The following is a 23,878-nucleotide window of genomic DNA, read 5'->3' on the forward strand; positions in this document are numbered from 1 at the left end:
AAAAGAGAGGAAGCGAGCGTGCAAGCAGGACAGATTGTGTGGGATCAGGCCCTGATCGAAAAATATAACTACAGCGGCCCGAGATATACCTCCTATCCCACGGCACTGGAGTTCAACGAGAACTTCGGTTACCCGGATTTTGTTCGTGCTGCCGGGCAGTACCCCGAGCGCCATCTTTCTCTCTACGTTCACATCCCCTTCTGTCACAAACTTTGTTACTACTGTGGCTGCAACAAGGTCATTACCCGTCATCAGCACAAGGCTGACGAGTACCTCGACTATCTCGAACGGGAGATCAAGGCGCAGGCTCCACTATTCAAACAGCGGCTGGTTACCCAGCTGCACTGGGGTGGTGGCACTCCTACCTATCTCAATGAAAGCCAGACCCGGCGTCTGATGGCCATGCTGCGCGAGCACTTCCATTTTGCCGATGAGGGCGAATTCAGTATTGAAGTCGATCCGCGCGAGATCGAACTGTCCATGCTGGATGTGTTGCGAGAAGTCGGGTTTAACCGTATCAGTCTGGGCGTGCAGGACTTCAACAAGGATGTGCAGGTTGCCGTAAATCGCGAGCAGGATAACGACTTCATTCGCGCCATGCTGGAACGAGCCAGAAAGCTGGGCTTTCGCTCAACCAATCTCGACCTGATTTACGGTTTGCCGCATCAAAACAAAGAGAGCTTCCACCATACGCTGGAAGAGGTGCTCAAGACGGATCCGGCGCGCCTATCCATCTTCAACTATGCCCATCTGCCCAGTCGCTTTGCTGCGCAGCGCAAGCTGAAGGAAGAGGATATGCCTGCTCCGCAGGAGAAGTTGGCCATGTTGCAGGGGACTATCGCGTTCCTTACCGGCCGCGGTTATCAGTTCATCGGCATGGATCACTTCGCCAAGCCGGATGATGAGCTGGCCGTGGCACAACGCGAAGGCAAGCTGCATCGCAACTTCCAGGGCTATACCACCCAGGGGGATTGCGATCTGCTTGGGCTGGGCGTCTCCTCCATCAGCATGATCGGCGATGCCTACTCGCAGAATCAGAAAGAGCTCAAAACCTATTACGCTCAGGTTGAGGAGTTGGGGCAGGCACAATGGAAAGGGTGCTCGCTCAATCAGGATGACCTGATCCGCCGTGAAGTGATCAAGCGCCTTATCTGCGATTTTCGTTTGAACTTCACCACCATTGAGCAGACATTTGGCTTGGAGTTCAAAGAGTACTTCGCCGAGGATCTCAAGCTGCTACAGACCTTTATCGGCGATGGGCTGGTGCGTATGACGGATACGGGGCTTGAGGTATCTTCCACTGGGCAGCTGTTGATCCGTAACATCTGCATGTGCTTCGACGTCTACCTGCGCAACAAGGCTCGCCAGCAGCAGTTCTCTCGCGTGATATAAGTTTTGCTTGCCGGCCAGAAAACAGAAAAGGGCGCCATCAGTGGCGCCCCTTTCATATGCATGTCTTTTGCTTGAGCCAGTGACGCTGGAAGGTCTTGGCAAGAAAGCGCTGCGAGTGGGGCAAGCAATTGCCCGGTGAAACGCAGACAAAAAGATGGGGGCGACTTGCGTCGCCCCCGGTAGTCGTATCGCTCAGATCCTTGAACGAAGTTGCTCCCTGCAATCCCTGACTGTTTACCTCTTCCTTTAGGTTTCCCCTTCCCAATCCTTTGGGGTGTCCTTTAGCCATCTTGGCCTGACGAGTCATCCTTTCCCGCCGCACTTTCTCCGTCCTGGGAGGTGTCCTTTGCCACATCCTGTGACTAGTCCATTTGCCCAACCCTGGCAGCCAGTCCTCCTGACCGACTTCATTGCGTCCGTGCATGAGTAACTATAAGGATTTTCTGGGAGGCGACAATGGCAAGATGGAAAACGTTTTTGTGTTGATGGTTAACGAAAGCAATCTCTTTCGATTTATTTGATATAAAACATTGTGTTATTGGATTCTGCTGCTGTTTTTAAGACGTTATCTTCCGATTATTTCGAGAACATTTCGAGCGTATTGCTCACATCCTTAATGGCTGATCTCTTACGAGGCGTTATGGTTGCTTTGGAAACCAATATGTCGTCCTGATGGTGATGTCTTTCACCAGCAGGAAAAGGGGAATTTGAGCAAGAAAAGGCGGTGTCAGGAGCGCTGATTGAGCCGTTCGTATATGGTCTGCCGCTCTTCAGGGCTGAGCGATGAGAAGTAGTGAGTAAAGAGGCGCAGTAGCAGAGATTTGTTCATGCCGTCCTGCTGGGTCAGATTGCCCAACTCATCGATGGCGACGGTACTCATGGAGAAGGTCGCCTTCTTGTAACTGGGCTTGAGGTGTTCACCGCTCTCGATGAATGCCAGTGCCGTCAGTGCTTCGTTCCGGTGCAGGCTCAGCTCCAGACTGACCACCTTGGGCTTGCCTTTGGCGTAGAACTCCGCATCTTCGATAAACTCGTCGACGGTAAAGTTCTTCTGGTGATGAAGCTGGTGCTTCTTCTTCAGATCGGCCAGACCCATCTCACACCCCCACTTGCAGGAACTCTTTGGCAATGGCTCGGATCTCTTCGGCGGATTTGCCATCCGGCTCGATCTCCATCACCGACAACCCCTTCTCCTCGCTGTCGTCGTAGACGTTGCGTCCATAGGTGATGGCATTAAGCACATCTACCCCAAAGGAGGAGCAAACCTCTTTCGCTTCAAGAATCCGTTTCACCTGATTGGGCAGGGAAGGGCACTGGGTCAGCACTACAGCCGCATTGAGGGCCGGGTTGACCATCTTGCAGGTGGTGATGAGATCTTCCATATGGGGTAGGGTCTTGAGATCCCGGCGTTTGGGGCGCAGCGGTATAAGAGCGTGGGTGGCGACTGCCATGGTAGAACGCAGCGCCCGGTTGTCTTGTCCGCCACAGTCGACGATGACGTAGTCGTAGCGGTTTTTCAGACTGAGCAGGTCGTTGCGGATATTGCCGTAGAGTTGGACGCAGTTGATTTGTGGCAGTTCCGGATTGTCATTGCGCTCCTGAATCCAGTCGGAGGTGGTGCGCTGGGGATCGCAGTCGACCAGCAAAACTTCCCCCTGAAACTGGGATCTGAGGTAGACCGCCAGATTTTGCGCCAGGCAGCTCTTGCCACTCCCTCCTTTTTCTCCGCCAACCAACAAGATCATGACGTTCCCCTATCCATGAGAAAACCGCTGTTTTCAGTATAGGAGGGGCTGCTCTCATAACAAGGCAGGAGGTGCTTTGCCTCCCGCCCAATCTATCAGTAGTGCTGACTACCGCCGCTGGAGCGGCACACATAGTCGGGTACCAGCGTCTGGGGGGCCTTGTCGACATGGCATACCACCATGGGCACGGCCGGGGCTCCTTCTGCCTGCGTGAGGCTGGGTACGAGAGGCAGCAACAGGGTTGCGAACAGCAGCATGGACTTCATTTTCATAACAACTCCTTGGTAACACCATTCATACGTGATCTGGATCACTTTTTGAGTTAAGCCGAGGTTCGACCCAGCGCAAGGAAGAGCGAATAAATTCAGCCAATGAAAAAACTCTCAAAAGAAACCTGATGGCAGGTACTGAATCTCTGGCGGCCAAGATGCTGACTTTGTGCATATTAATGAGCAACCGATAGCTGGGCGGTAATGATATGAGCCGCTGTGCGACCAAGCTGGCGTGAATGCCATGATCTGGGACAAGAAAAGAATTATGCAGAGTGAGAAGGATGGGTGACTTTTTATTTATTGGTTAGGGGGGATGAGAGGGTGACATTATTCATATTAGTGCATGGTAAATTCATGGAATATTTTTAATTTAACCTAACCGATTGAATTTAATTGTATTTTCTTTTTGTTTCTATCCATTTTGAGAGTGGTGTCATGAATGAAATGGCTTTCAATATGAAATATAAAGGGCTTTTTTTAAGTATGTATGCGGGCTTGGTGAATAAGAGAATGTGGGATTTGTTACCCCTATCAAAGATCTTTTCATGAATTTATTCAGTTCCGAGTGAATGTGATCAATCTCTAAGTTTGCAGTGATTGGCAGGTCTAACCTCGCTCTCGAAAGGCAAGGGCAGGATAGAACACAAGCCGAGTACCCTACATAAAGAATATCCCGCCTTAGCCACGAGCATGAATAGAAGGAATCTATTCAATCACTCGCAGGGACCACTGCTAGACGGAATATAATCATGAGCAAATTTTATGTAGGTTCTGAAGTTGGCCAATTGCGCCGTGTCATGTTGCACCGCCCCAACCTCAGTCTGAAGCGTCTGACTCCTTCCAACTGCCAGGATCTGCTGTTTGATGACGTCCTGTCTGTTGAACGCGCCGGTCAGGAGCACGACAAATTCGCTCAGGTACTGCGCGATCAGAATGTCGAAGTTTTCCTGCTGACCAATCTGCTGGCCGAGACTCTGGATGTGCCGGAAGCCAAAACCTGGCTGCTGCAACATCAGGTCTCCGACTATCGCCTCGGTTCTTCTTTTGCCAACGATGTGCGCTGCTTCCTGGCTGACATGCCGCACCGCGAGCTGGCCCGCATTCTCTCCGGCGGCCTGACCTACTCCGAGATGCCCTACAGTGGCGTCAACATGGTAGTAGGCATGCACGCACCGACCGATTTCATCATCGAGCCGCTGCCCAACCACCTCTTTACCCGCGACACCTCCTGCTGGGTTTACGGCGGCGTTTCCATCAACCCGATGGCCAAGCCGGCTCGTCGCCGCGAGACCAACCATGTGAAGGCCATCTACCGCTGGCACCCGATGTTTGCCGGTCAGGACTTCATCAAGTACTTCGGTGACGAGGAGCGTGACTACGACAACTCCACCATCGAGGGTGGCGACGTACTGGTTATCGGCCGCGGCGCCGTGCTGATCGGCATGTCCGAGCGCACCACCCCGCAAGGTGTCGAGCACCTGGCTCGCAGCCTGTTCAAACACGGTCAGGCCAAACAGGTCATCGCCATGGAATTGCCGAAACACCGCAGCTGCATGCACCTGGATACCGTCATGACCCATATGGATGTCGATACCTTCTCCGTCTATCCGGAAGTGATCCGCAAGGATGTGCAGTGCTGGAGCCTGACTCCGGGCGGCGCCACCGGCATGAACATCAAGGAAGAGGGTTACTTCGTCACCGCTATCGAGAAAGCACTGGGCGTGGATCAGCTGAAGATCATCACCACTGGCGGTGACAGCTTCGAAGCCGAACGCGAGCAGTGGAACGACGCCAACAACGTGTTGACCGTGCGTCCCGGCGTGGTGGTGGGTTACGAGCGCAATACCTACACCAACGAGAAGTATGACAAAGCCGGTATCACAGTTCTCTCCATTCCGGGTGATGAACTGGGCCGTGGCCGCGGCGGCGCCCGCTGCATGAGCTGCCCGATGGAACGCGACAGCATCTGATGAGACGGCGTGGCGCCGGCAGAAGCTGGCGCCACACAGAACCAAACTCGAGATTAACCACTATGAAAAAACCAACTGTCGTCGTCGCTCTGGGTGGCAATGCACTGCTCCGTCGTGGTGAGCCACTGGAAGCGGATATCCAGCGCAAGAACATCGCAACTGCCGCCAAGACCATCGCCCTGATCGCTCAGGAGTACAACGTGGTGCTGGTGCATGGCAACGGCCCGCAAGTCGGCCTGCTGGCCCTGCAAAACAGCGCCTACACCAAGGTATCCCCCTATCCGCTGGATGTGCTGGGTGCCGAGTCCCAGGGCATGATCGGCTACATGCTGATCCAGGAGCTGAAAAACCTGATGCCGAGCCGCAACGTCACCGCGCTGCTGACTCAGGTGCAGGTCGACCCCAAGGATCCGGCATTCGCCAACCCGACCAAATTTATCGGCCCCGTCTACGAAGAGGCTGAAGCCCGCACCCTGGCAGAAGAGAAGCACTGGGTGGTCAAGGCTGACGGCAAGTTCTTCCGCCGCGTAGTGCCGTCCCCGCTGCCCCAGCGCATCGTAGAAGGCGACGCCATCGAAACCCTGATTGCCCAGGGCCACCTCATCATCTGTACCGGTGGTGGTGGTATCCCGGTGACCTGGGATGGCCAGAGCCTGACCGGTATCGAAGCCGTCATCGACAAGGACATGTCTGCCGCCTATCTGGCCAAGCAGATCAAGGCCGACGCCCTGCTGATCCTGACCGATGCCGATGCCGTCTACCTGGATTGGGGCAAACCGACCCAGCGTCCGCTGCGGGTGACCAGCCCGGACGAGCTGGCCGGGGTCAAGTTCGACGCAGGTTCCATGGGACCGAAAGTCGAAGCCTCCTGTGAATTTGTCAAAGCGACCGGCGGCATGGTCGGCATCGGCTCTCTGGAAGATGGCCTCGCCATCCTCAAGGGTGAAGCCGGTACCAATATCGTCGCCACCCGTACCGTGAATGCGTAATTGAAACTCGGCCCTCCGGGGTCTGCACAAATCTGTACTGAAGAATGCGTAGTCAACACTACTGCCTAAATTGGTCTGAACAAATATAGAGAGAACTCATCATGGCTTTTAATCTGCGTAACCGTAACTTCCTGAAACTGCTGGACTTCACCCCGCGCGAAATCCAATACATGATCGATCTGGCCATCGACCTGAAGAAAGCCAAATACGGTGGCTACGAGCGCAAGCATCTGGTCGGCAAGAACATTGCCCTGATTTTCGAGAAGACCTCCACCCGCACCCGCTGTGCGTTTGAAGTGGCGGCCTTCGACCAGGGCGCACAAGTCTCCTACCTTGGCCCAAGCGGTTCCCAGATCGGTCACAAGGAGTCCATGAAGGACACCGCCCGGGTACTGGGTCGCATGTATGACGGTATCGAATACCGTGGCTACGGTCAGGAGATCGTGGAAGAGCTGGGTGCCTACGCCGGTGTACCGGTCTGGAACGGCCTGACCAACGAATTCCACCCGACCCAGATCCTGGCTGACTTCATGACCATGCTGGAGCACGGCAAGGGCAAGCGTCTGGATCAAATCAAGTTCGCCTACCTGGGTGATGCCCGCAACAACATGGGTAACTCCCTGATGGTCGGCGCAGCCAAAATGGGTATGGATATCCGTCTGGTCGCGCCGAAAGCCTTCTGGCCGGAAGAGGAGCTGGTTGCCAAGTGCCGCCTGATCGCCGAAGAGACCGGCGCACGCATCACCCTGACCGAAGATGTCAAAGAGGGTGTGCTGGGCACCGACTTCCTCTACACCGACGTCTGGGTATCCATGGGTGAAGCGAAAGAAGCCTGGGATCAGCGCGTCAAACTGATGACTCCGTATCAGGTCAACATGGATGTCATCAACGCCACCAAGAACCCGGATGTGAAGTTCATGCACTGCCTGCCGGCGTTCCACAACGATGAGACCACCATGGGCAAGGAAGTGGCTGACAAATATGGCATGAAAGGTCTGGAAGTGACCGAGGACGTGTTCGAATCCGAGCACAGCATCGTGTTCGACGAGGCCGAAAACCGGATGCACACCATCAAGGCAGTGATGGTTGCTACGCTGGGCGACTAAGGTCGCAGTAGTGGTGCCGGGGGGTGACCCCCGGCTTTTCGACCATGTGACAGCGGCATAATACCTCTAACCCTACAACCCGCAGCCTGCATGGATACCACACCCACAGAAGGAAGCTGGACCATGACCAAATTCAAGTTCCCGTCAGCCTACACGATACTGTTTGTGCTGATCGCCCTGGTGGCCGCCCTGAGCTGGATAGTGCCGGCCGGCAAATATGAGATGACCATGAACGAAGCCCTCGGCAAAGAAGTGCCGGTGGCGGGTACCTACAAGCTGGTAGAGGGCAATCCCCAGGGGATCGTCGACGTGCTGCTGGCGCCGATCGATGGTCTCTACAACCATGACACTTATCAGGCAGGCGCCATCGACGTCTCCCTGTTTATCCTGATCATCGGTGGTTTTCTTGGCATTGTGACCAAGACCGGTGCCATCGATGCCGGTATCGAACGTGTGACCGATCGTCTGCGTGGCCGTGAAGAGTGGATGATCCCGATCCTGATGGCACTGTTCGCCGCAGGCGGCACCATCTACGGCATGGCCGAAGAGTCGCTGCCCTTCTACACCCTGCTGGTGCCGGTGATGATGGCCGCCCGCTTCGACCCGGTAGTGGCTGCTGCAACCGTGCTGCTGGGTGCCGGTATCGGTACTCTTGGTTCCACAATCAACCCGTTTGCGACCGTTATCGCTGCCAACGCGGCCGGTATCTCCTTCACCGACGGTATCTGGTTGCGCGTCGCCATGCTGGTGGCTGGCTGGCTGATCTGCGTTGCCTACGTCATGCGTTACGCCAAGATGGTGCGCAACGACCCGAGCAAATCCCTGGTGGCTGACAAGTGGGATGAAAACCGTGCCCATTTCCTCGGCAACAAGAGCGACCAGATGCTGGAGTTCACCCTGACCCGTAAAATCGTGCTGGGTATCTTCGTTGCAGCCTTCGCCGTGATGATCTACGGTGTGGCCGTGCTGGGCTGGTGGATGGCGCAGATCTCCGGCGTCTTCCTGGCTGCCGCCATCATCGTCGGTCTCATCTCCCGGATGAGCGAGGAGGAGCTGACCTCCAACTTCATCGACGGTGCTCGCGACCTGCTGGGTGTGGCCCTGATCATCGGTATCGCCCGCGGTATCGTGGTGGTAATGGACAACGGCATGATCACCCACACCATCCTGCACAGCGCAGAAGGGATCGTGACCGGCCTCTCCACCGTGGTGTTCATCAACGTGATGTTCCTGCTGGAAGTGGTGCTCTCCTTCCTGGTGCCGTCCTCCTCCGGTCTGGCTGTGCTGACCATGCCGATCATGGCGCCGCTGGCCGACTTCGCCAACGTAGGCCGCGAGCTGGTAGTGACTGCTTACCAGTCTGCCTCCGGTCTGGTGAATCTGGTGACCCCGACCTCCGCCGTGGTAATGGGCGGTCTGGCCATCGCCAAGGTGCCTTATGTGCGCTACCTGAAGTGGGTGGCTCCGCTGCTCGGTATCCTGACCGTGCTGATCGTGGCCTGCCTGAGCCTGGGTGCCATGCTCTAATCCAGAGACAAGATAACGCTGAAAACGGGAGCCGCTGGCTCCCGTTTTTTATGGGCGCAAGTAGTGATGGACACAAAGTAGCGGCCAACAAAAAGGCGACCCTGAGGTCGCCTTTTGCTTGTTCTATGTGTGGCAGTAGCTAGCGCGCCTGCTCCAGCGTACGCACCACGGCGGCGTGGGCCTGACGGGTACGGCTGATATGGCGCGGCGCGACCAGCACCACGTCGTTGCCGGCCACAGCGCCCATGATCTCGGGATTGGCGTTGCGATCGAGCAGGCGGGCCACCACGGTGGCGGCGCCGGGAGTGGTGTGGATCAGCACCATCTGCTGGTTGTGCACCACTTCGCGCACCATGTCGTGGATGGAGCGGGTGCTGCCGGCGGGCTCCAGCTGCTCGTCGACCAGGGTGTAGACCTTCTTGCCGTTGGCATTCTGCGCTTTGGCGACGCCGAGACGGCGCAGCAGGCGAGAGATGGTGGACTGGCTGATGTCGGCAAAGCCCCGCTCCGACAGCTCGCGGCGGATCTCTTCCTGAGTGCTGTAGCAGTGCTGGCCGATGATCTGGCGACAGGCATCCAGCTGGGCCAGATCGGGCTCTTGGGCAACGGGACGGCTGAGGGTTTTGACCACGGCGACTTCCTTTGACGATGATCGGGGATGATCGCTCGATATCTGCCAAATTTGCTGCTTGTTAGCAGAAAATCGGGGCAATCGTGTGATTGGCAGAGAATGAGCGGGCCTTACCATATTGGATGGCAAATTATAGCCGACTGGGAATTTGGTGATGTGACAGGGTTCAAAAATGGGCCCCTTGGGGCCCACATGAATATCTTTTGAGTCTGGATATCAGTAGCGTTCGCTGACGATGTCCTGAGTGAAGGACTTCTCGCAGTATTTGCACTTCATCCGCACCGCGCCTTTCATCTCGCGTACCCGGAAGTAGCTCTCAACCGGTTCGTTGTGGGAGATGCAGTTGGAGTTGGGGCAGTGGAACACCCCGGCGATGAACTCCGGCAACTCCAGCTGATGCTTCTTCACCACATTGAAGTCTTCGATGATGTTGACGGTCGCTTTCGGGGCGAACAGCGCCAGCTGGTTGGCCTGCTGCTCGGTCAGGCGGGTGTTCTCGATCTTGATGAGATCTTTTTTGCCGAGCGCGCCGGATTTCAGGTTGAAGCCGACGGTGATCCGCTCCTGGGTCTCCACCAGCTGGAACAGCTTGAGGATCTTGATGCCTTGGCCGGCGGGGATGTGGTCGATGACGGAGCCGTGACGGATGGCTTCGACTTGCAGTTGGTTCTTGTCAGACATGTTGTTCCCCTTTCCCTTAGACAGTTTCGTTCAGTACCAGTGCCAGCAGTGCCTGGCGTGCATAGACCCCGTTCTCCGCCTGCTGGAAGTAGTAGGCGTGAGGGGTCTTGTCGACCGCCACATCGATCTCGTCGACGCGGGGCAGGGGATGCAGGATCTTCATGGTGGGCTTGGCCCCTTCCAGAGTTGCCAGCTCCAGGATGAACTTGGCGGCCATGTGCTTGTACTCGGTCTCGTCGAAGCGCTCTTTCTGGACGCGGGTCATGTAGAGGATGTCCAGCTCCGGCATCACCTCTTCCATGGTCTCGTGGATGCTGAACTGAATGCCCTTCTCTTCCAGCTCTTCGCAGATGTAATCCGGCATCGCCAGCGCTTCCGGGGAGATGAAGAAGAAGCGGCAGTTGAACAGGCTGAGAGCCTGCGCCAGCGAGTGGACGGTGCGGCCGTACTTGAGGTCACCGACGAAGGCGACGTTGAGGCCGTCCAGCTTGCCCTGGGTCTCGCGGATGGAGAAGAGGTCGAGCAGGGTCTGGGTCGGATGCTGGTTGGAGCCGTCGCCGCCGTTGATGACCGGCACGCGGGAGAACTCGGAGGCGAGGCGGGCCGCCCCCTCTTTCGGATGACGCATCACCACAGCATCGGTGTAGGAGCCGATGATCTTGATGGAGTCAGCCAGGGTCTCGCCCTTCTTGGCGCTGGTGTTGCCACCGTCGGCGAAGCCGATGATGTTGCCGCCGAGGCGCTGCACCGCGGTCTCGAAGGAGAGGCGGGTGCGGGTGGAGGCTTCGAAGAAGCAGCTGGCAACCAGCTTGTCTTTCAGCAAGCGGGTGTCGGGCTCGGCCTTCAACCGTTGTGCGGTTGAGACTACCAGTTCCATTTCAGACCGGGTCAGGTCCGTGATGGAGATGACATGTTTCTTGTAGAGTGGATTGGTCATCGTCTGCATTCCCTTTGACATCATTGGAGGTTTTTCGGGCACAAAAAAAAGCCCCTGGAAACAGGGGCTTTTTTTAAAAATAACTGGGGAACATCGGGTCGGAAACCGGAAACAACGGGGCCGCTCTGGTGCGCTCCACCCGTTTGCAAAGCTGTTTTTTTCATCAAAAACGGCATCTTCCTGTCCCGACCTTGTTCAAAACCGGACAGATTATAGGGCTGCATTTTTAATTGTCAAAATTTTATTTTCCATGCCTGTTTTGGCCTGAAAAACGTTTAAGTGGCGCGAACGGGACGGCAAACCCACACCTGATGCACTGCTTGCAACGGCTCGCCATCGTGGGCCATGGCACGCAGATAACCGAGTCTGTGGTGCCCCTCCAGCAGGCAGAAGGGGTGGGGCAGGGGATGGCCATTCGGGTAGCTGGCTCCCGCCTCCGGCGCCAGCACGATCACCGGCTCGGGCCAGCTCCCTTCGCTCAGCATCTTCTCGCCGAGCCAGGAGCGACGGACATAGCGATTGCTGCGCAGCATCTCGCCCCAGCGCTCGATTACCTCCATATGGCGGGAGTCTATCTGCTCGATAATCTGTGCGGTGGGCCAGCTTTCGCATGCGAACTGGTGGCTGGCGAGATCGATAAAGCTCCAGTTGGACTCAAAACCGCGCCAATGACGGTAAATCCACTGGGAAAGCACATTTTCGGGGATGAAGGGCACCAGCGGGGCGACCCGGGTCAGGTAGTCGGGCAGGGACTCTGTTTTGCGTTCGTCCCTGAAGTTGAGGGGCGCAAGTTGTTGTAGCAGTCGGTAATTGAGCATAAGCAGCCTCCCGGTACCTGCTTTCACCCTACCCCCATTTATGCCCCATTCCTACCCCGCTGAGTCTGGAAATACAGCAAGTTACCCCTCGTTGCTGCACAAATCGGCGCGACTTGTTCGGGATTTGTGCAATCGCATTAAAAGTGTGAAAAAAGCCTTTACCTTTGAAACCCGCTTTGTATACTACGCCTCGTTTGTTGCAGGGGCGTAGTTCCAATTGGTAGAACAGCGGTCTCCAAAACCGATGGTTGCGGGTTCGAGTCCTGCCGCCCCTGCCATTTAATTCAAGAAAAGCCAGCTCATCGAGCTGGCTTTTCGCTTTCTGGCGTTTGCCACTCTCCCCGCTAGCTCTCTTTCTTGCCGTTTGCCTCTGCCACATCTGTCAATTGAGGCCTCTCTACCCCTGTGCTACACCTTGCTTCTTGTCAGATGGTGCCCTGTTGCCCGGCGTCTGTACTGCATCCGGTTGGCCTGAGGCGCTTCAATCCAAGGAGACAGATCGATGAACAAAGCGGTGGAGACTCGTCACAATCACACCCACGCCGGCGGCTGGGTACCCCGGGATCAGGTGCATGTGGAGCGCTGGGTGCAGCGGCTGCGACAGGCGGTTACCCGTCAGCCCCGCCCGCTGGTGGCACCGATCGCCGAGCTGAAGGCGCTGGTCGAGCAGGAGCCGGCGCTGCATCTGCAGGCGCAGGCGATGTTTGACGAGGCGTGGCAGCACAAGCACAGAACCCCGCTCGGTCAGGTCGAGGTGCGCAGCTTCGAAGAGTTTCTGCTGCTGCTCAACGGCATCATGACCACGGCGCCGGAGGCCTATCAGGATGTGCAGAGCCACGAACCTGCGGGGCTCATCGGCTTCCCCATCAATGCCCTGCTCAACTGGCCCATGGCGACGGCCGCCGGTTACGGCTTCTTTGCCAACGAGCTGGTGAACCAGCAGCTGCGCAAGATCCTCGGCTACTGGGCCAATTTCCTGCAAAGCCCGGCGTCACGCTATGTGCTGACCGAGTCGGTCAGTCCGCTTGATCGTCAGACCCTGATCGTCCCCTGGCTGGGGGACGTGGCGAAACGGGAGATGGTCAAGGTGGCGCAGGGGGCGCTCGGTGCCGGAGACAACCCCACACCGGACAGCTTCGAGGGGATCTTCCACTCCACCCCGGGTGCCGAATATGAAGGGTTTGCCAGCTGGGACGACTTTTTCACCCGCAGCTTTCGCCCCGGCGTGCGGCCGGTTGCTGCCCCCGACGATGACAACGTGATCGCCAACGCCTGCGAATCGGCCCCGCTGCAGGTGGCCAAAAGAGTGCGTCGGCAGGACTCCTTCTGGCTCAAGGGGCAGCCCTACTCGCTGGACAACCTGCTCGACTTCGACCCGCGCGCCGCCCAGTTCGAGGGGGGCACCATCTATCAGGCCTTCCTCAGCGCTCTCAGCTATCACCGCTGGCACAGCCCGGTGAGCGGCACAGTGCGCTCGGTCAAGGTGGTCAACGGCAGCTACTACTTGGCCAACCGCCATCAGGGTTTTGGCAACCTCGATGGCGCCGACCCGAGCGCCCCCAACCAGTCGCAACCCTTCCTCACCGCGGTGGCGACCCGCGCCCTGATCTTTATCGAGGCGGACAATCCCAAAATCGGTCTGATGTGCGTGGTGCCGGTCGGGATGGCCGAAGTGTCGAGCTGCGAGGTGACGGTGCAGCCGGGGCAGCGGATCGAGAAGGGTGAGCAGCTCGGGATGTTCCACTTCGGTGGCTCCACCCACTGCCTGCTGTTCCGCCCCGGGGTCGAGCTGGAGTTCGACTTCTACGGCCAGCAGCCGGGGCTGGAGGCGACCAACCTCAGGATCAATACGGCGCTGGCGCGGGTCAAATAACCCTGCCGCCGGACAGTAAAAGGCCGCCCTTGAGGCGGCCTTGTTGTTTGTGCATCAGCTGGCGCCGACCTGCGTCTTGAGGGTTTCCACCAACCGCAGGTGGCGGGCGGGGAGCGGCCACTCGGCGCGGTAGATAAGCCAGAGGGTGTCGATCACCTCGATCCGGCTCTGGAGCACCCGGATCTTCTCCTGTTGGGCAAAGGCGGTGACGGCGAAGCGGGGCAGCACGGTAAAGCCAAGGCCACGGGCGACCGGCTCCAGGATCAGGCCGATCTGGTTGGTAAAGCCGCGCAGCGGGATCTCGTCAAAGCGCTGGCCGGGGTAGCGCCGTCCCAGCAGGCGTTGAGCCATGCTGCGGCCATCCGGGTGATCGATAAAGCCGAGCTGACAGAGGTGCTGCCAGCTCTGCTCCTCGCCGTCGTTGGGTACCACCAGACAGAGGGGTTCGCGGGCGAAGGGCTCGGCGGCGATGCTGGGGTGCTCCGGTGGTTGATCCACCAGTCCCAGATCGCTGCGCCCTGCCAGTACCGCTTGCACTATGTCGGGGGTGGGGGCAAAGCGGTGCTGGATGGTGAGTCCGGGGTGCTCCTGTTGCTGGTCGAGCAGCAGGGGATAGAGCAGCAGGCCGATGCTGCCGGGGGTGGTGAGGGTGATGGCGCCGCGGTGAGGATCGTCGTCAGAGAGACGGGCTCGCAGCTGTTCGGTGGCCTGCTCCTGCTGGCGGGCGAAGTCGAGCAGCACCAGCCCGCGCGGGGTGAGCTCCAGCAGACGGGGTTTGCGCAGCAGCAGGGGGCCGAATTCGGCCTCGAGGCGCGAGATATGCTGACTGACGGCGGCCTGAGTGAGATCCAGTCGATCGGCGGCACGGGTAAAACTGCCGGTTTCATGCACCACCACCAGGGTGTGGAGCCAGAGTGGATTAACCATAAATTTAATTTATGCCTTCCATTAGTTTGACCTTATTTTTCATTATGGCGCCTCTTCCTATCATGTCACCTGTTTCCCACACACAATTTCAAGGTGACTTATGACTTACCCGCGCAACTTCTCCCACATCGGCATCACGGTGACTGACCTCGACAAGGCGGTCGAGTTCTATACCAAGGTGATGGGCTGGTATCTCATCATGCCGGCGACCACCATCAGCGAGGATGACTCCGCCATCGGCGTGATGTGCAACGACGTGTTTGGCCCGGGTTGGGGCTCCTTCCGCATCGCTCACCTCTCCACCGGCGACAAGATCGGCATCGAGCTGTTCGAGTTCCCCAACAGCGAGCAGCGCGAAAACAACTTCGAATTCTGGAAGACCGGGGTGTTCCACTTCAGCGTGCAGGATCCGGATGTCGAGGGGCTGGCGGCGCGCATCGTCGCGGCGGGTGGCAAGCAGCGGATGCCGGTGCGCGAGTACTACCCGGGCGAGAAGCCCTACCGCATGGTCTACATGGAAGATCCCTTCGGCAACATCATCGAGATCTACAGCCACAGCTATGAGCTGACCTACTCCACCGGTGCATATCAGGGGTAAGTGACAGGCCGCCTTCGGGCGGCCTGCTGCTTTGTTGTTGTGATGGTCAGCAGCATGGAATAGCGATCTTGCTCACACGGATAGCGGCTTCTGTTGTTGATAGATGTAAAAATATACAGATTCACTAAAGTCTGTTCAGAGAGTGGCCGATAGCCTCTATTACATCAGGGTCTTTCCCTGCTTCGTCACAACAACAAGGATCTGTCGTCATGACCCTCTCTTTGCGCGGCAAGCTGCTGGCAACCAGTCTGGGGGTGGTGCTGCTGATGGCATCACTGCTCGGCATCGTTGCCTTTCACACCCTCAAATCCCGCACCATGAGCGCCATCCAGAGCGAGGCGGTCAACTATGGTCACGCCTACTCGGTCGCCATCGGCGACTGGATGGCGGATCGCAAGAACACGGTGCACGCGCTGGTGAACCTGATCGCCGACAACCCGCAGGCCGAGCTGGTGCCGCACCTGAAGCAGGCCTATACCTCGGGCGGCTTCGGCCTCACCTACTTTGGTTCGACTCAGGGGGTGATGACCCGCCAGGATCCTTCCCTCAACACCGGCAACTATGACCCGCGCGAACGCCCCTGGTATCAGGATGCGGTGAAGGCGGGACAGCTGATCGTCACCGCCCCCTATGTCAGCGTCACCATGCAGAAGCTGGTGGTCACTCTCTCCGAGCCGGTGCGCCATCAGGGCGAGCTGGTAGGCGCCGTGGGGGCCAATCTGGCGCTCGACAAGCTGATCGACGAGGTGCTGGCGATGCAGGTGCAGGGCGAGGGGTACGCCATGCTGCTCGACAGCAGCGGCCTCATCGTCGGTCACCCCAACAAGGAGCTGGCGCTCAAGCAGATTGGCGAGCTCTCTCCCGATCTGTCGGCGGCCACCTTCCAGCAGTGGGGCCGCGAGAACAACGAGCTGCATGCCGCTACCCTCGACGGGCGCGACGTGCTGCTGGCGGTACAGCCGGTGCCGGGCACCGACTGGCTGCTGGCCATGGTGATGTATCGCGACGTGCTGGAGGCGCCGCTCGCCTCCCTGCTGTGGCAGCTGGTGGGGCTGACGCTTGCGCTGATGCTGGTGTTCAGCGCCCTGCTCACCGCCATGTTCAAGTATCTGTTTGCCGATCTGGGCCGGGTGGCCGGTGCGCTGCACGACATCGCTCACGGCGAGGGGGATCTCACCGTCCATATCGACACCCGCAGTCAGGATGAGGTAGGTCAGCTGGCGCGCAACTTCAACCAGTTCGTGGCGCGGCTGCACGGCATTGTCAGCCGGCTGCGCGACGTCACCGTCGAGCTGGCGGCCCAGTCCCGTGCTCAGGCAGCCGGCGCCCACTCCCGCAGCCAGCGGGTGCGTCAGCAGCAGGACGAGATCGTGATGGTAGCGACCGCGGTGACCGAGATGGCCTCCGCCACCCAGGAGATCGCCGGCAACGCCGAGTTTGCCGCTACCACCTCCGGCGAGGCGGTCAAGCTGGCTGTCGCCGGCCAATCGCAGGTCGGTCAGAGCCAGCGCAGCATCACCGGGCTGGCGGACGAGGTGGCTGATGCCAGCCAGATCATCAACGAGCTGGATGCCCACGCCCAGAAGATCAGCGGCATTCTGGCCACCATCAGCGGCATTGCCGAGCAGACCAACCTGCTGGCACTCAACGCGGCCATCGAGGCGGCGCGGGCCGGTGAGCAGGGGCGCGGCTTCGCGGTGGTGGCGGATGAGGTGCGGGTGCTGTCGCGCCGCACCCACGACTCCACCGACGAGATCCAGCAGATGATCGAGACCTTGCAGCAGACCACCCGCCGCGCCGTGGGCGGCATGGAGACCAGTCGCCAGCTGGCGGGCACCAGCGTCGAGGATGCGGAGTCCGCCAACCAGAGTCTGGCGCGGATCAACGAGGCGATCGGCTCCATCAGCGACATGGCGACCCAGATCGCGGCGGCGGCCGAAGAGCAGACCTCGGTGACCAGCGAGATCAGCCGCAACACCGAGAATATCCGCCATGTCTCGCAAGAGCTGGCCGAGCAGGCCAATCAGGAGGCGGCGCAGGCGGCCGAGCTGAAGGCGCTGACCGAGCGTCTGGAGCAGGAGATCGGCCGTTTCCGGCTCTGATCCTCAGGCCATCCTCCATGAAAAAGGGCAGCCCGCGGGCTGCCCTTTGTTATTGTCGCTGACCGTCAGGCGGCGCTCTCCAGCTGCGCCAGATGGAAGGCACGCCAGTTGCCGTCGGGCAGGTAGTGCTTGCCCTGCTGCCACTTGGGATCGTGCTGCACCACGTAGCGGTAGTGGTAGGCCTGCTGCTGGCCGACATAACGCCCCTGCGCCGGGTCGAAGATCTCCACCTCGATGAGCTGGCGCAGATATTCGCTCTGAGGATCATCCTCGCCGTGGAAGTTCTCCATCTCGTCGAGGGCCGCGATGGCGGCAGGGAAGTCGTCCAGCACAAACAGCTCGCCATAGACCCAGTCATCCCCCTGCAGCAGGGCGGGGTAACCCTTGTGCTGCAGGTGATAGAGGGCGCCGCGCACCCGGGCGCGCAGCGGCGTCTGGCTCACATGGTGAGCCAGATAGCGGCGGTAGTTGAACAGCCCGTCCATCAGGCTGCCGTAGACGAACAGCGGGCGTGGCTGGCAAAGGCTCATGAGATCTCGCCGCCCACGACCTTGATATCGCCATCCTGCTGCAGCACCACCGCCTCGATGGCCAGTGCCAGAGCGCGGGTAATCTCGCTCATGGCGAGGCAGGGCTGGTTAACCTTGTCCGCTACCTGCTCGGTGATGTAGGGAACGTGGATAAAGCCGCCGCGCACCGCCGGGAACTCTTTCTCGATCAGGTAGTGCAGCTGGTACATGATGTGGTTGCAGACGAAGGTGCCGGCGGTGTTGGAAACCGCCGCCGGAATGCCGTTCTCCTTGATGCGCTGCACCATTCCCTTGAGGGGCAGACGGGAGAAGTAGGCCGGTGCGCCATCGGCCTGAATCACTTCGTCGATGGGCTGCTGCTGCTCGTTGTCGGGGATGCGGGCATCGTCGACGTTGATGGCGACCCGCTCCGGGGTAATGGCGAAGCGGCCACCCGCCTGACCGACGTTGATCACCACGTCAGGCTGGTGCTGGCGCATCAGCTCCGCCAGCAGGGTGGCTGACTTGCCAAAGACGGTGGGGATCTGCGCCTTGATCACGGTGGCGTCCAGAATGGTCTCTGGCAGGCGCTTGACCGCCTCCCATGCCGGGTTGATGGGCTCGCCGCCGAAGGGGTCAAAACCGGTAATCAGTACTTTCATCATCTTCTCCCGAATGGTCAGAATGCCCAGAAATACATGAGTGCGATATGGATCAGCACCAGCGTCAGCGCCATCGGCACCTGCACCTTGATCACCTTGTTGAGATCCTTCATCTCCAGCAGGGCGGCGGGCAGGGCGTTGAAGTTGGCGGCCATGGGGGTCATCAGGGTGCCGCAGAAGCCGGCGGTCATCGCCAGCGCACCGGCCACCACCGGGTCACCGCCCTGGGCGATGACGAAGGGGATGCCGATACCGGCGGTGATGACGGTGAAGGCGGCGTAGGCGTTGCCCATGATCATGGTGAAGACCATCATGCCGAGGCAGTAGGCAACCACCCCGACGAAGGGGCTGCCGACCGGCACCACGGTAGAGATGCCGTGGGAGATGACATCGCCGACGCCGGACTTGTTGAAGATCACCCCGAGGGCGGCCAGCAGTTGCGGCAGAATACCGGTGATGCCGACCTGCTGGATCATCCGATCCGAGTCACCCACTACGGTAGCGGGGGTGGCACGGGTCAGCAGTACCGTGATGACGAAGGCGATGACCGCCGCCAGACCGATACCGACCTGACCGCCAAGGGGGGTGAACTGGGCGATCACCACCGCCAGCACGGCCAGCAGGATGCAGGGGAGGAAGATCCGGTTGCCGATGCGGTTGGCGTGGCGCAGGGACTCCTCCTCGCTCGCCTGCTCCAGCTTGCCGATCTTCACCTGCTTGAGCAGGGTGATGACCCCCATGGCGAGGATCAGCACGCCATTGATGACATTGGGGATATAGCTGCCGAAGGCGAACAGCACACCCAGGATGGTCCAGAACAGGGCGGTACCGATTTTGGCCGGGTGGCTGGGGTCACGCAGGACGCGCCAGGCGCTGCCGAACAGGATGACGCCGATCAGCACATAAAAGAATTCGAGCATGTTGGGGATGAGGGTCGCCATTATTGTTGCTCCTCCTTGTTGCTGCTCACGGTATATGTCTTGGCCATCTGACGGTCAAACCACATATTGGAAATAGCCACCATCAGCAGGGCGATAATGGCGATTGGCATGGATGCCTTGGCAATATCGACGGCAGAGACGCTATATCCAAGAGATTCAAATGTACCGACGATCAGCAATACCCCGGCGGAGGCGACGAAGGTATTCTGGGCAAAGAAGTTGCCGTAGTTTTCGGTGGCGGAAACCCGTGCCTTGATATATTCCTCGTCCTCTTCGCTTAATTTGCCGTGCACCTTGGTGGCGGCGGCCTGAGTCATTGGGTTGACCAGCGGACGAATAAATTGGGTGTGACCCTGAACCCGCACCGAGAAGAGACCGGCCAGTTCGCGGATAAACATATAGAGGGTCATGAACTTGCCCGGGGTGAGCTTCTTGATCCGCTCGATCAGGGTGACTGCCTGCTGTTTGAGGCCGTAGCGTTCACAGATGCCGATCATCGGCAGGGTCAGCAGAAACAGCGTCACCATGCGGTTGGAGACGAAGGCTTCCCCCAGCAGGGAGAGGCAATCGGTCATGGAGAGACCGGAGACCAGCGCGGTGGTGACGGCGGCCACCAGTACGACAGCCAGGGTGTCGAGTTTGAAATAAAAACCCAACAAAATAATAAGAATGCCGCTCAGTTTAATCCATTCCAATTAGCCACCTCGTTAAAGTGAATATTTATGTGTAATTTTTGGTAGCCGAGTTGTTTATCACCAGACTCCGGGGATGGCAACAAATAATCACTTTGGTGGGATTCGTTTGGTTTTTAATTACGTTTTGCTGTTTGTTTATTGCTCTCTGGTCAACGGTGAATCCCGTTATTTTGACGCTATTTCGTTTCACCTTAATCAACTGTGGCAATGATTGTCGGTGCCTGTGTGGCAAGGCAGAACTGACAATATGGCTATTATTTGTTGCGTTATTGGCAGGGCCTGATGCAGCTTCGCAATATATTGGCAACAACCAACCAGCGGTATTTTTATGGCGGTGAAGGTGGGGGCGGGGTATTCACTGGAAAGGAAAAGCAAGCCGGTGGCGAAGGCGTTTCGCCACCGGTGGCAGGGGTCAATGACTCTGTTTGACCCAGATAAGCTGGTCGGTGGCAAAGCCCAGCGATTTCGCCTTGGCGACCAGCGCATCCACCTTCGCCTTGGGCGGGTTGGGTGAGCGGGCGAGGATCCAGAGGTAGTCGTGGTTGTAGCTGGCCACCAGCGAGAGCTGGTAATCGGGATCGAGATCGATGACGTTGTAGCCGCCGTAGAAGGGGCCGAAGAAGCTCACCTTGAGCCGCGCCTCGTCAGGGCTGCCGACGAAGTAGGCCTTGCCTTCGGCTTCGCGCCAGCTGCCATCGCTCTGCTTGCCGCGGTTGAGCACCTTGACGCCGCCATCGTCCCGCAGGCTGTAGGTGGCACTCACCTGCTCCAGCCCGCGTTCGAAACCGTGGTCGAGGCGGGCAATCTCGTACCAGGTGCCGAGATAGCGGTCGAGCTGGAAGCCGGTGACGGGGCGGATGCCGTCGGCGAGGCCGGTGCAGGCCGTCAGCAGCCAGACGGTAAACAGACAAAGCAGTGAACGCATAGGTAATCCCTCTCTCGTTATCCCTCTATGATGCGAAGCTGGCCATCCCGAAAGCGGGAGGCCTGATCTGTCGGCGTGCTGCCGAAGAACCGTTTGTACTCCCGGCTGAACTGGGAGTTGCTCTCGTAACCGACTCTGGCGGCGGCTGCCCCCGCCTTGATGCCGTCGTGCAACATCATCAGGCGCGCCTTGTGCAGGCGAAACGACTTGATGTACTGCAGCGGCGAGGTGGCAGTGACTGCCTTGAAGTGGTGGTGAAAAGCGGAGACGCTCATGTTCACCTCCCGCGCCAGCTCCTCCATGGTGAGGTTGTCGGCGTAGCGCTGCTCTATCATACGCAGCACCCGGGCAATCTGGCCCACATGATTGTGGCGGTTGGCGAGCGCCTGCAACGCCGGGCCGCCCCCCTCGGTGAGGGCGTGAAACAGCATCTCCCGCACCGTCTGCGGCCCCAGCACCTTGGCGTGCAGCGGGTTGTCCATCAGCTCGATCAGCCGCTCGGCGGCGCAGAACATGGTCTCCGACAGGGGGACCGAGTGGACGCCGCTCTTTTGCGGAGCGGGGGCGGGCAGGGCATCGCCCAGCTCAAGCAACAGCTCCTGCAGGATGACCAGATCGATCTCGATGGAGAAACCGATCAGGGGCTGTTCGGGGGAGGCGAAACACTCGCACTCGCAGGGCAGCGGCAGGGTCATCAGCAGGTAGTGGTTGGGGTCGTAGCGAAATACCTGATCCGCCAGATAGCCCACCTTGTGCCCCTGCAGGATCACGATCATCCGCGGCTGGTAGAGCACCGGAGTACGGCCGTGGTACTCGGTGGTGTAGATGAGATTGACCTGTTTCACCGGGGACGGGGAGATGCCGGGGGTGGTGACGTGGCGGGCCACTCTGGCGGCGAGGTCGCTGTAACGGTTTTGCATGGGGGCTCTTTGATTCGACTGTTCCGGTTTTCGCTGCTTTGTAGAAATAGGCAAGAATCAAGCAGGATGTTGTCTTGATGGTAGGGTTGTTCTGGAGAAAAATGCAATCACGATTTCGCGGCCAGGCCGCCCTGACTATCAGAAGAAGGCAATGTCGATGAACAACTTTACTCTCCATACCCCGACCAAAATCCTGTTCGGCCAGGGGCAGATCGCCCAGCTGCGCGACCAGCTCCCGAGCGATGCCCGTGTCATGATCACCTACGGTGGCGGCAGCGTGGTACGCAGCGGCCTGCTGGAGCAGATCCGCAGCGAACTGGCTGGCTTCACTCTGTTTGAATTTGGTGGCATCGAGCCCAACCCGGCCTACGAGACCCTGATGGGCGCTGTGGAGCTGGCCCGTGCCGAGCAGGTCGATTTCCTGCTCGCCGTTGGTGGTGGCTCGGTGCTCGATGGCACCAAGTTTATCGCCGCTGCCGCGCACTACGATCCGGCCAGGGATCCCTGGCACATTCTCGAGACCGTCGGCAGCGAAGTGCGCTCCGCCATCCCGCTCGGTTCCGTGCTGACCCTGCCGGCGACCGGTTCCGAAATGAACATGGGGGCCGTCATCACCCGTCGCAGCAGTGGCGACAAGGTACACTTCTTCTCGCCGTTCGTGATGCCGCGCTTCGCCGTGCTCGATCCGGTGCTCACTTACACCCTGCCCGAGCGTCAGGTGGCAAACGGGGTAGTGGATGCTTTCGTCCACATCGTGGAGCAGTACCTCACCTATCCGGTCAACGCCAAGGTGCAGGATCGCTTCGCCGAAGGCTTGCTGCTGACCCTGATTGAAGAGGGCCCCAAGGCGCTGGCCGAGCCGCACAACTATGAGGTGCGCGCCAACATCATGTGGAGCGCCACCATGGCGCTGAACGGCCTGATTGGTGCCGGTGTGCCGCAGGACTGGGCCACCCACATGCTGGGTCACGAGCTGACCGCCCTGCATGGCCTCGACCATGCCCAGACTCTGGCAGCCGTGCTGCCCGCCCTGCTGCAGGCCAAGCGCAAACAGAAGCATGCCAAGCTGCTGCAATACGCAGAGCGGGTATGGGGTCTGCGCAGCGGCAGCGAAGCGGAGCGCATCGACGATGCCATCGCCGCGACCCGCGACTTCTTCGAGCGGATGGGGGTCAAGACCCGGCTGCGCGACTACGGTCTGAAAGATCTGGGTATCGATACCCTGATCGGCAAGCTGGGTGAGCACGGCATGAGCCGTCTGGGCGAGCACGGCGATATCGATCTGGTGCAGAGTCAGCATATTTATGAAGCTGCCTGGTAAAGGCCCCGGATCGGGCGCCAACCGGCGAAACGATTGAATATCGAGGGCCGCCTCCTGCCAGCTGGCGGGAGTGCGGCCCTGTCATTGTTGTGAAATTGTTATTTTTCGGCCTTTGCCGCAGCCGTACAGAGCTCCGGCGCATTTCGTAAGAACAAAAAACGCTAAGATAGAGAGCCGGTGAAACATTTTTTTTGACTGGTTGGATCACTTTTTTCAGCCGTTTTTACTGGTATAAGCCTCTAATTTGGTTTGTTTTTTTTAATCCTCGGCGGGGATGGGCTGAAATCTGTACGCGTGCTGTCGGGCGTGCGGTTGTAATAAAACTCCAAAATTTGAT

At 58.8% G+C, this 23,878-nt stretch carries 23 protein-coding genes and 1 tRNA gene; 10 read left to right on the forward strand and 14 right to left on the reverse strand.

The genetic code is table 11. The annotated features are described in order from the left end of the window. Positions 1-18 precede the first annotated feature (18 nt). Positions 19-1,392: an oxygen-independent coproporphyrinogen III oxidase gene (hemN, locus tag AACR93_RS10420; protein WP_043850714.1), complete on the forward strand. Its 1,374-nt coding sequence runs from the start codon at positions 19-21 to the stop codon at positions 1,390-1,392. Between the two features lie 727 nt (positions 1,393-2,119). Here the strand turns inward: hemN and AACR93_RS10425 are convergent. The 3 genes from AACR93_RS10425 to AACR93_RS10435 all read right to left on the reverse strand — a co-directional run bounded on the left by AACR93_RS10425 (position 2,120) and on the right by AACR93_RS10435 (position 3,409). Beyond that, on the reverse strand, positions 2,120-2,488 hold the full coding sequence (locus AACR93_RS10425; RefSeq protein ID WP_043850715.1) for a hypothetical protein: 369 nt from the start codon (positions 2,486-2,488) through the stop codon (positions 2,120-2,122). A 1-nt stretch (position 2,489) separates the two neighbouring features. Further along, positions 2,490-3,137, reverse strand: coding sequence for an AAA family ATPase (locus tag AACR93_RS10430; protein ID WP_041209517.1), 648 nt, complete (start codon positions 3,135-3,137; stop codon positions 2,490-2,492). A gap of 95 nt (positions 3,138-3,232) precedes the next feature. Further along, positions 3,233-3,409, reverse strand: coding sequence for a hypothetical protein (locus AACR93_RS10435; RefSeq protein ID WP_181364361.1), 177 nt, complete (start codon positions 3,407-3,409; stop codon positions 3,233-3,235). A 749-nt stretch (positions 3,410-4,158) separates the two neighbouring features. On the opposite strand from AACR93_RS10435, the gene arcA reads away from it, so the two are divergent. From arcA to AACR93_RS10455, 4 genes are all read left to right on the forward strand, one after another. Next, positions 4,159-5,379, forward strand: a complete 1,221-nt coding sequence (arcA, locus tag AACR93_RS10440; protein WP_043850716.1) for an arginine deiminase — start codon at positions 4,159-4,161, stop codon at positions 5,377-5,379. Between the two features lie 62 nt (positions 5,380-5,441). Next, positions 5,442-6,368 carry a carbamate kinase gene (gene arcC / locus AACR93_RS10445; RefSeq protein ID WP_005356275.1) on the forward strand — a complete coding sequence of 309 codons (927 nt, stop codon included), beginning with the start codon at positions 5,442-5,444 and terminating at the stop codon, positions 6,366-6,368. A gap of 101 nt (positions 6,369-6,469) precedes the next feature. Next, a complete protein-coding gene (gene argF / locus AACR93_RS10450; protein WP_033114793.1) occupies positions 6,470-7,474 on the forward strand; it encodes an ornithine carbamoyltransferase in 1,005 nt (334 codons plus the stop codon). A 123-nt stretch (positions 7,475-7,597) separates the two neighbouring features. Then, entirely contained in the window at positions 7,598-9,001 is a 1,404-nt protein-coding gene (locus AACR93_RS10455; protein ID WP_043850717.1) for a YfcC family protein, read from the forward strand. Between the two features lie 139 nt (positions 9,002-9,140). On the opposite strand, the gene AACR93_RS10460 is transcribed toward AACR93_RS10455, so the two are convergent. The 4 genes from AACR93_RS10460 to AACR93_RS10475 all read right to left on the reverse strand — a co-directional run bounded on the left by AACR93_RS10460 (position 9,141) and on the right by AACR93_RS10475 (position 12,068). Then, positions 9,141-9,632 carry an arginine repressor gene (locus tag AACR93_RS10460; protein WP_041209520.1) on the reverse strand — a complete coding sequence of 164 codons (492 nt, stop codon included), beginning with the start codon at positions 9,630-9,632 and terminating at the stop codon, positions 9,141-9,143. A gap of 216 nt (positions 9,633-9,848) precedes the next feature. Beyond that, positions 9,849-10,313 carry an aspartate carbamoyltransferase regulatory subunit gene (pyrI, locus tag AACR93_RS10465; RefSeq protein ID WP_043850718.1) on the reverse strand — a complete coding sequence of 155 codons (465 nt, stop codon included), beginning with the start codon at positions 10,311-10,313 and terminating at the stop codon, positions 9,849-9,851. A 16-nt stretch (positions 10,314-10,329) separates the two neighbouring features. Next, positions 10,330-11,250, reverse strand: coding sequence for an aspartate carbamoyltransferase (gene pyrB, locus AACR93_RS10470; protein ID WP_041209522.1), 921 nt, complete (start codon positions 11,248-11,250; stop codon positions 10,330-10,332). Between the two features lie 275 nt (positions 11,251-11,525). Next, positions 11,526-12,068, reverse strand: coding sequence for a hypothetical protein (locus AACR93_RS10475; RefSeq protein ID WP_043850719.1), 543 nt, complete (start codon positions 12,066-12,068; stop codon positions 11,526-11,528). 201 nt (positions 12,069-12,269) lie between these two features. Here AACR93_RS10475 and AACR93_RS10480 point away from each other — a divergent pair. Together AACR93_RS10480 and AACR93_RS10485 are read left to right on the forward strand one after the other, a co-directional pair. Next, a tRNA-Trp gene (locus AACR93_RS10480) sits at positions 12,270-12,346 on the forward strand. A gap of 224 nt (positions 12,347-12,570) precedes the next feature. Further along, the gene (locus AACR93_RS10485) at positions 12,571-13,941 is read left to right on the forward strand and encodes a phosphatidylserine decarboxylase family protein (protein WP_043850720.1); all 1,371 of its coding nucleotides are present in this window, start codon (positions 12,571-12,573) and stop codon (positions 13,939-13,941) included. A 54-nt stretch (positions 13,942-13,995) separates the two neighbouring features. Here AACR93_RS10485 and AACR93_RS10490 read toward each other — a convergent pair whose 3' ends face one another. Then, positions 13,996-14,868: a LysR family transcriptional regulator gene (locus AACR93_RS10490; RefSeq protein ID WP_043850721.1), complete on the reverse strand. Its 873-nt coding sequence runs from the start codon at positions 14,866-14,868 to the stop codon at positions 13,996-13,998. A 100-nt stretch (positions 14,869-14,968) separates the two neighbouring features. Here AACR93_RS10490 and AACR93_RS10495 point away from each other — a divergent pair, with 100 nt between their 5' ends. Continuing rightward, positions 14,969-15,466 carry a lactoylglutathione lyase family protein gene (locus AACR93_RS10495; RefSeq protein WP_043850722.1) on the forward strand — a complete coding sequence of 166 codons (498 nt, stop codon included), beginning with the start codon at positions 14,969-14,971 and terminating at the stop codon, positions 15,464-15,466. A 209-nt stretch (positions 15,467-15,675) separates the two neighbouring features. Beyond that, a complete protein-coding gene (locus tag AACR93_RS10500) occupies positions 15,676-17,568 on the forward strand; it encodes a methyl-accepting chemotaxis protein (RefSeq protein WP_043850723.1) in 1,893 nt (630 codons plus the stop codon). 65 nt (positions 17,569-17,633) lie between these two features. On the opposite strand, the gene AACR93_RS10505 is transcribed toward AACR93_RS10500, so the two are convergent. The 6 genes from AACR93_RS10505 to AACR93_RS10530 all read right to left on the reverse strand — a co-directional run bounded on the left by AACR93_RS10505 (position 17,634) and on the right by AACR93_RS10530 (position 22,220). Next, positions 17,634-18,098: a gamma-glutamylcyclotransferase family protein gene (locus tag AACR93_RS10505; RefSeq protein WP_043850724.1), complete on the reverse strand. Its 465-nt coding sequence runs from the start codon at positions 18,096-18,098 to the stop codon at positions 17,634-17,636. Further along, positions 18,095-18,739 (reverse strand): pyroglutamyl-peptidase I, encoded by a 645-nt coding sequence (gene pcp, locus AACR93_RS10510; RefSeq protein ID WP_043850725.1) that lies wholly within the window; start codon positions 18,737-18,739, stop codon positions 18,095-18,097. Before pcp ends, AACR93_RS10505 begins: the two co-directional genes overlap by 4 nt. A 17-nt stretch (positions 18,740-18,756) precedes the next feature. Beyond that, the gene (locus tag AACR93_RS10515) at positions 18,757-19,680 is read right to left on the reverse strand and encodes a DUF979 domain-containing protein (protein ID WP_043850726.1); all 924 of its coding nucleotides are present in this window, start codon (positions 19,678-19,680) and stop codon (positions 18,757-18,759) included. Continuing rightward, a complete protein-coding gene (locus AACR93_RS10520; protein WP_043850727.1) occupies positions 19,680-20,375 on the reverse strand; it encodes a DUF969 domain-containing protein in 696 nt (231 codons plus the stop codon). The genes AACR93_RS10515 and AACR93_RS10520 overlap by 1 nt, the downstream gene beginning before the upstream one ends. Positions 20,376-20,787: 412 nt before the next feature. Further along, positions 20,788-21,300 carry a lipocalin family protein gene (locus AACR93_RS10525; RefSeq protein WP_043850728.1) on the reverse strand — a complete coding sequence of 171 codons (513 nt, stop codon included), beginning with the start codon at positions 21,298-21,300 and terminating at the stop codon, positions 20,788-20,790. 17 nt (positions 21,301-21,317) lie between these two features. After that, positions 21,318-22,220, reverse strand: a complete 903-nt coding sequence (locus AACR93_RS10530) for an AraC family transcriptional regulator (protein WP_043850729.1) — start codon at positions 22,218-22,220, stop codon at positions 21,318-21,320. Positions 22,221-22,377: 157 nt separating this feature from the next. On the opposite strand from AACR93_RS10530, the gene yqhD reads away from it, so the two are divergent. Continuing rightward, complete coding sequence (gene yqhD / locus AACR93_RS10535; protein WP_043850730.1) at positions 22,378-23,541, forward strand: alcohol dehydrogenase; 1,164 nt, start codon at positions 22,378-22,380, stop codon at positions 23,539-23,541. Positions 23,542-23,878: the final 337 nt, after the last annotated feature.

The sequence above is a fragment of the Aeromonas sp. L_1B5_3 genome, assembly GCF_963866575.1.
GTDB classification, from domain to species: domain Bacteria; phylum Pseudomonadota; class Gammaproteobacteria; order Enterobacterales; family Aeromonadaceae; genus Aeromonas; species Aeromonas jandaei.

What these genes read in the sequence shown, in the direction of transcription:
- AACR93_RS10425 (WP_043850715.1), bottom strand. Translation starts at nt 2,488, where the DNA reads ATGGGTCTGGCCGATCTGAAGAAGAAGCACCAGCTTCATCACCAGAAG.
- AACR93_RS10430 (WP_041209517.1), bottom strand. Translation starts at nt 3,137, where the DNA reads ATGATCTTGTTGGTTGGCGGAGAAAAAGGAGGGAGTGGCAAGAGCTGC.
- AACR93_RS10435 (WP_181364361.1), bottom strand. Translation starts at nt 3,409, where the DNA reads ATGAAAATGAAGTCCATGCTGCTGTTCGCAACCCTGTTGCTGCCTCTC.
- arcA (WP_043850716.1), top strand. Translation starts at nt 4,159, where the DNA reads ATGAGCAAATTTTATGTAGGTTCTGAAGTTGGCCAATTGCGCCGTGTC.
- arcC (WP_005356275.1), top strand. Translation starts at nt 5,442, where the DNA reads ATGAAAAAACCAACTGTCGTCGTCGCTCTGGGTGGCAATGCACTGCTC.
- argF (WP_033114793.1), top strand. Translation starts at nt 6,470, where the DNA reads ATGGCTTTTAATCTGCGTAACCGTAACTTCCTGAAACTGCTGGACTTC.
- AACR93_RS10455 (WP_043850717.1), top strand. Translation starts at nt 7,598, where the DNA reads ATGACCAAATTCAAGTTCCCGTCAGCCTACACGATACTGTTTGTGCTG.
- pyrI (WP_043850718.1), bottom strand. Translation starts at nt 10,313, where the DNA reads ATGTCTGACAAGAACCAACTGCAAGTCGAAGCCATCCGTCACGGCTCC.
- pyrB (WP_041209522.1), bottom strand. Translation starts at nt 11,250, where the DNA reads ATGACCAATCCACTCTACAAGAAACATGTCATCTCCATCACGGACCTG.
- AACR93_RS10475 (WP_043850719.1), bottom strand. Translation starts at nt 12,068, where the DNA reads ATGCTCAATTACCGACTGCTACAACAACTTGCGCCCCTCAACTTCAGG.
- AACR93_RS10485 (WP_043850720.1), top strand. Translation starts at nt 12,571, where the DNA reads ATGAACAAAGCGGTGGAGACTCGTCACAATCACACCCACGCCGGCGGC.
- AACR93_RS10490 (WP_043850721.1), bottom strand. Translation starts at nt 14,868, where the DNA reads ATGGTTAATCCACTCTGGCTCCACACCCTGGTGGTGGTGCATGAAACC.
- AACR93_RS10495 (WP_043850722.1), top strand. Translation starts at nt 14,969, where the DNA reads ATGACTTACCCGCGCAACTTCTCCCACATCGGCATCACGGTGACTGAC.
- AACR93_RS10500 (WP_043850723.1), top strand. Translation starts at nt 15,676, where the DNA reads ATGACCCTCTCTTTGCGCGGCAAGCTGCTGGCAACCAGTCTGGGGGTG.
- AACR93_RS10505 (WP_043850724.1), bottom strand. Translation starts at nt 18,098, where the DNA reads ATGAGCCTTTGCCAGCCACGCCCGCTGTTCGTCTACGGCAGCCTGATG.
- pcp (WP_043850725.1), bottom strand. Translation starts at nt 18,739, where the DNA reads ATGAAAGTACTGATTACCGGTTTTGACCCCTTCGGCGGCGAGCCCATC.
- AACR93_RS10515 (WP_043850726.1), bottom strand. Translation starts at nt 19,680, where the DNA reads ATGGCGACCCTCATCCCCAACATGCTCGAATTCTTTTATGTGCTGATC.
- AACR93_RS10525 (WP_043850728.1), bottom strand. Translation starts at nt 21,300, where the DNA reads ATGCGTTCACTGCTTTGTCTGTTTACCGTCTGGCTGCTGACGGCCTGC.
- AACR93_RS10530 (WP_043850729.1), bottom strand. Translation starts at nt 22,220, where the DNA reads ATGCAAAACCGTTACAGCGACCTCGCCGCCAGAGTGGCCCGCCACGTC.
- yqhD (WP_043850730.1), top strand. Translation starts at nt 22,378, where the DNA reads ATGAACAACTTTACTCTCCATACCCCGACCAAAATCCTGTTCGGCCAG.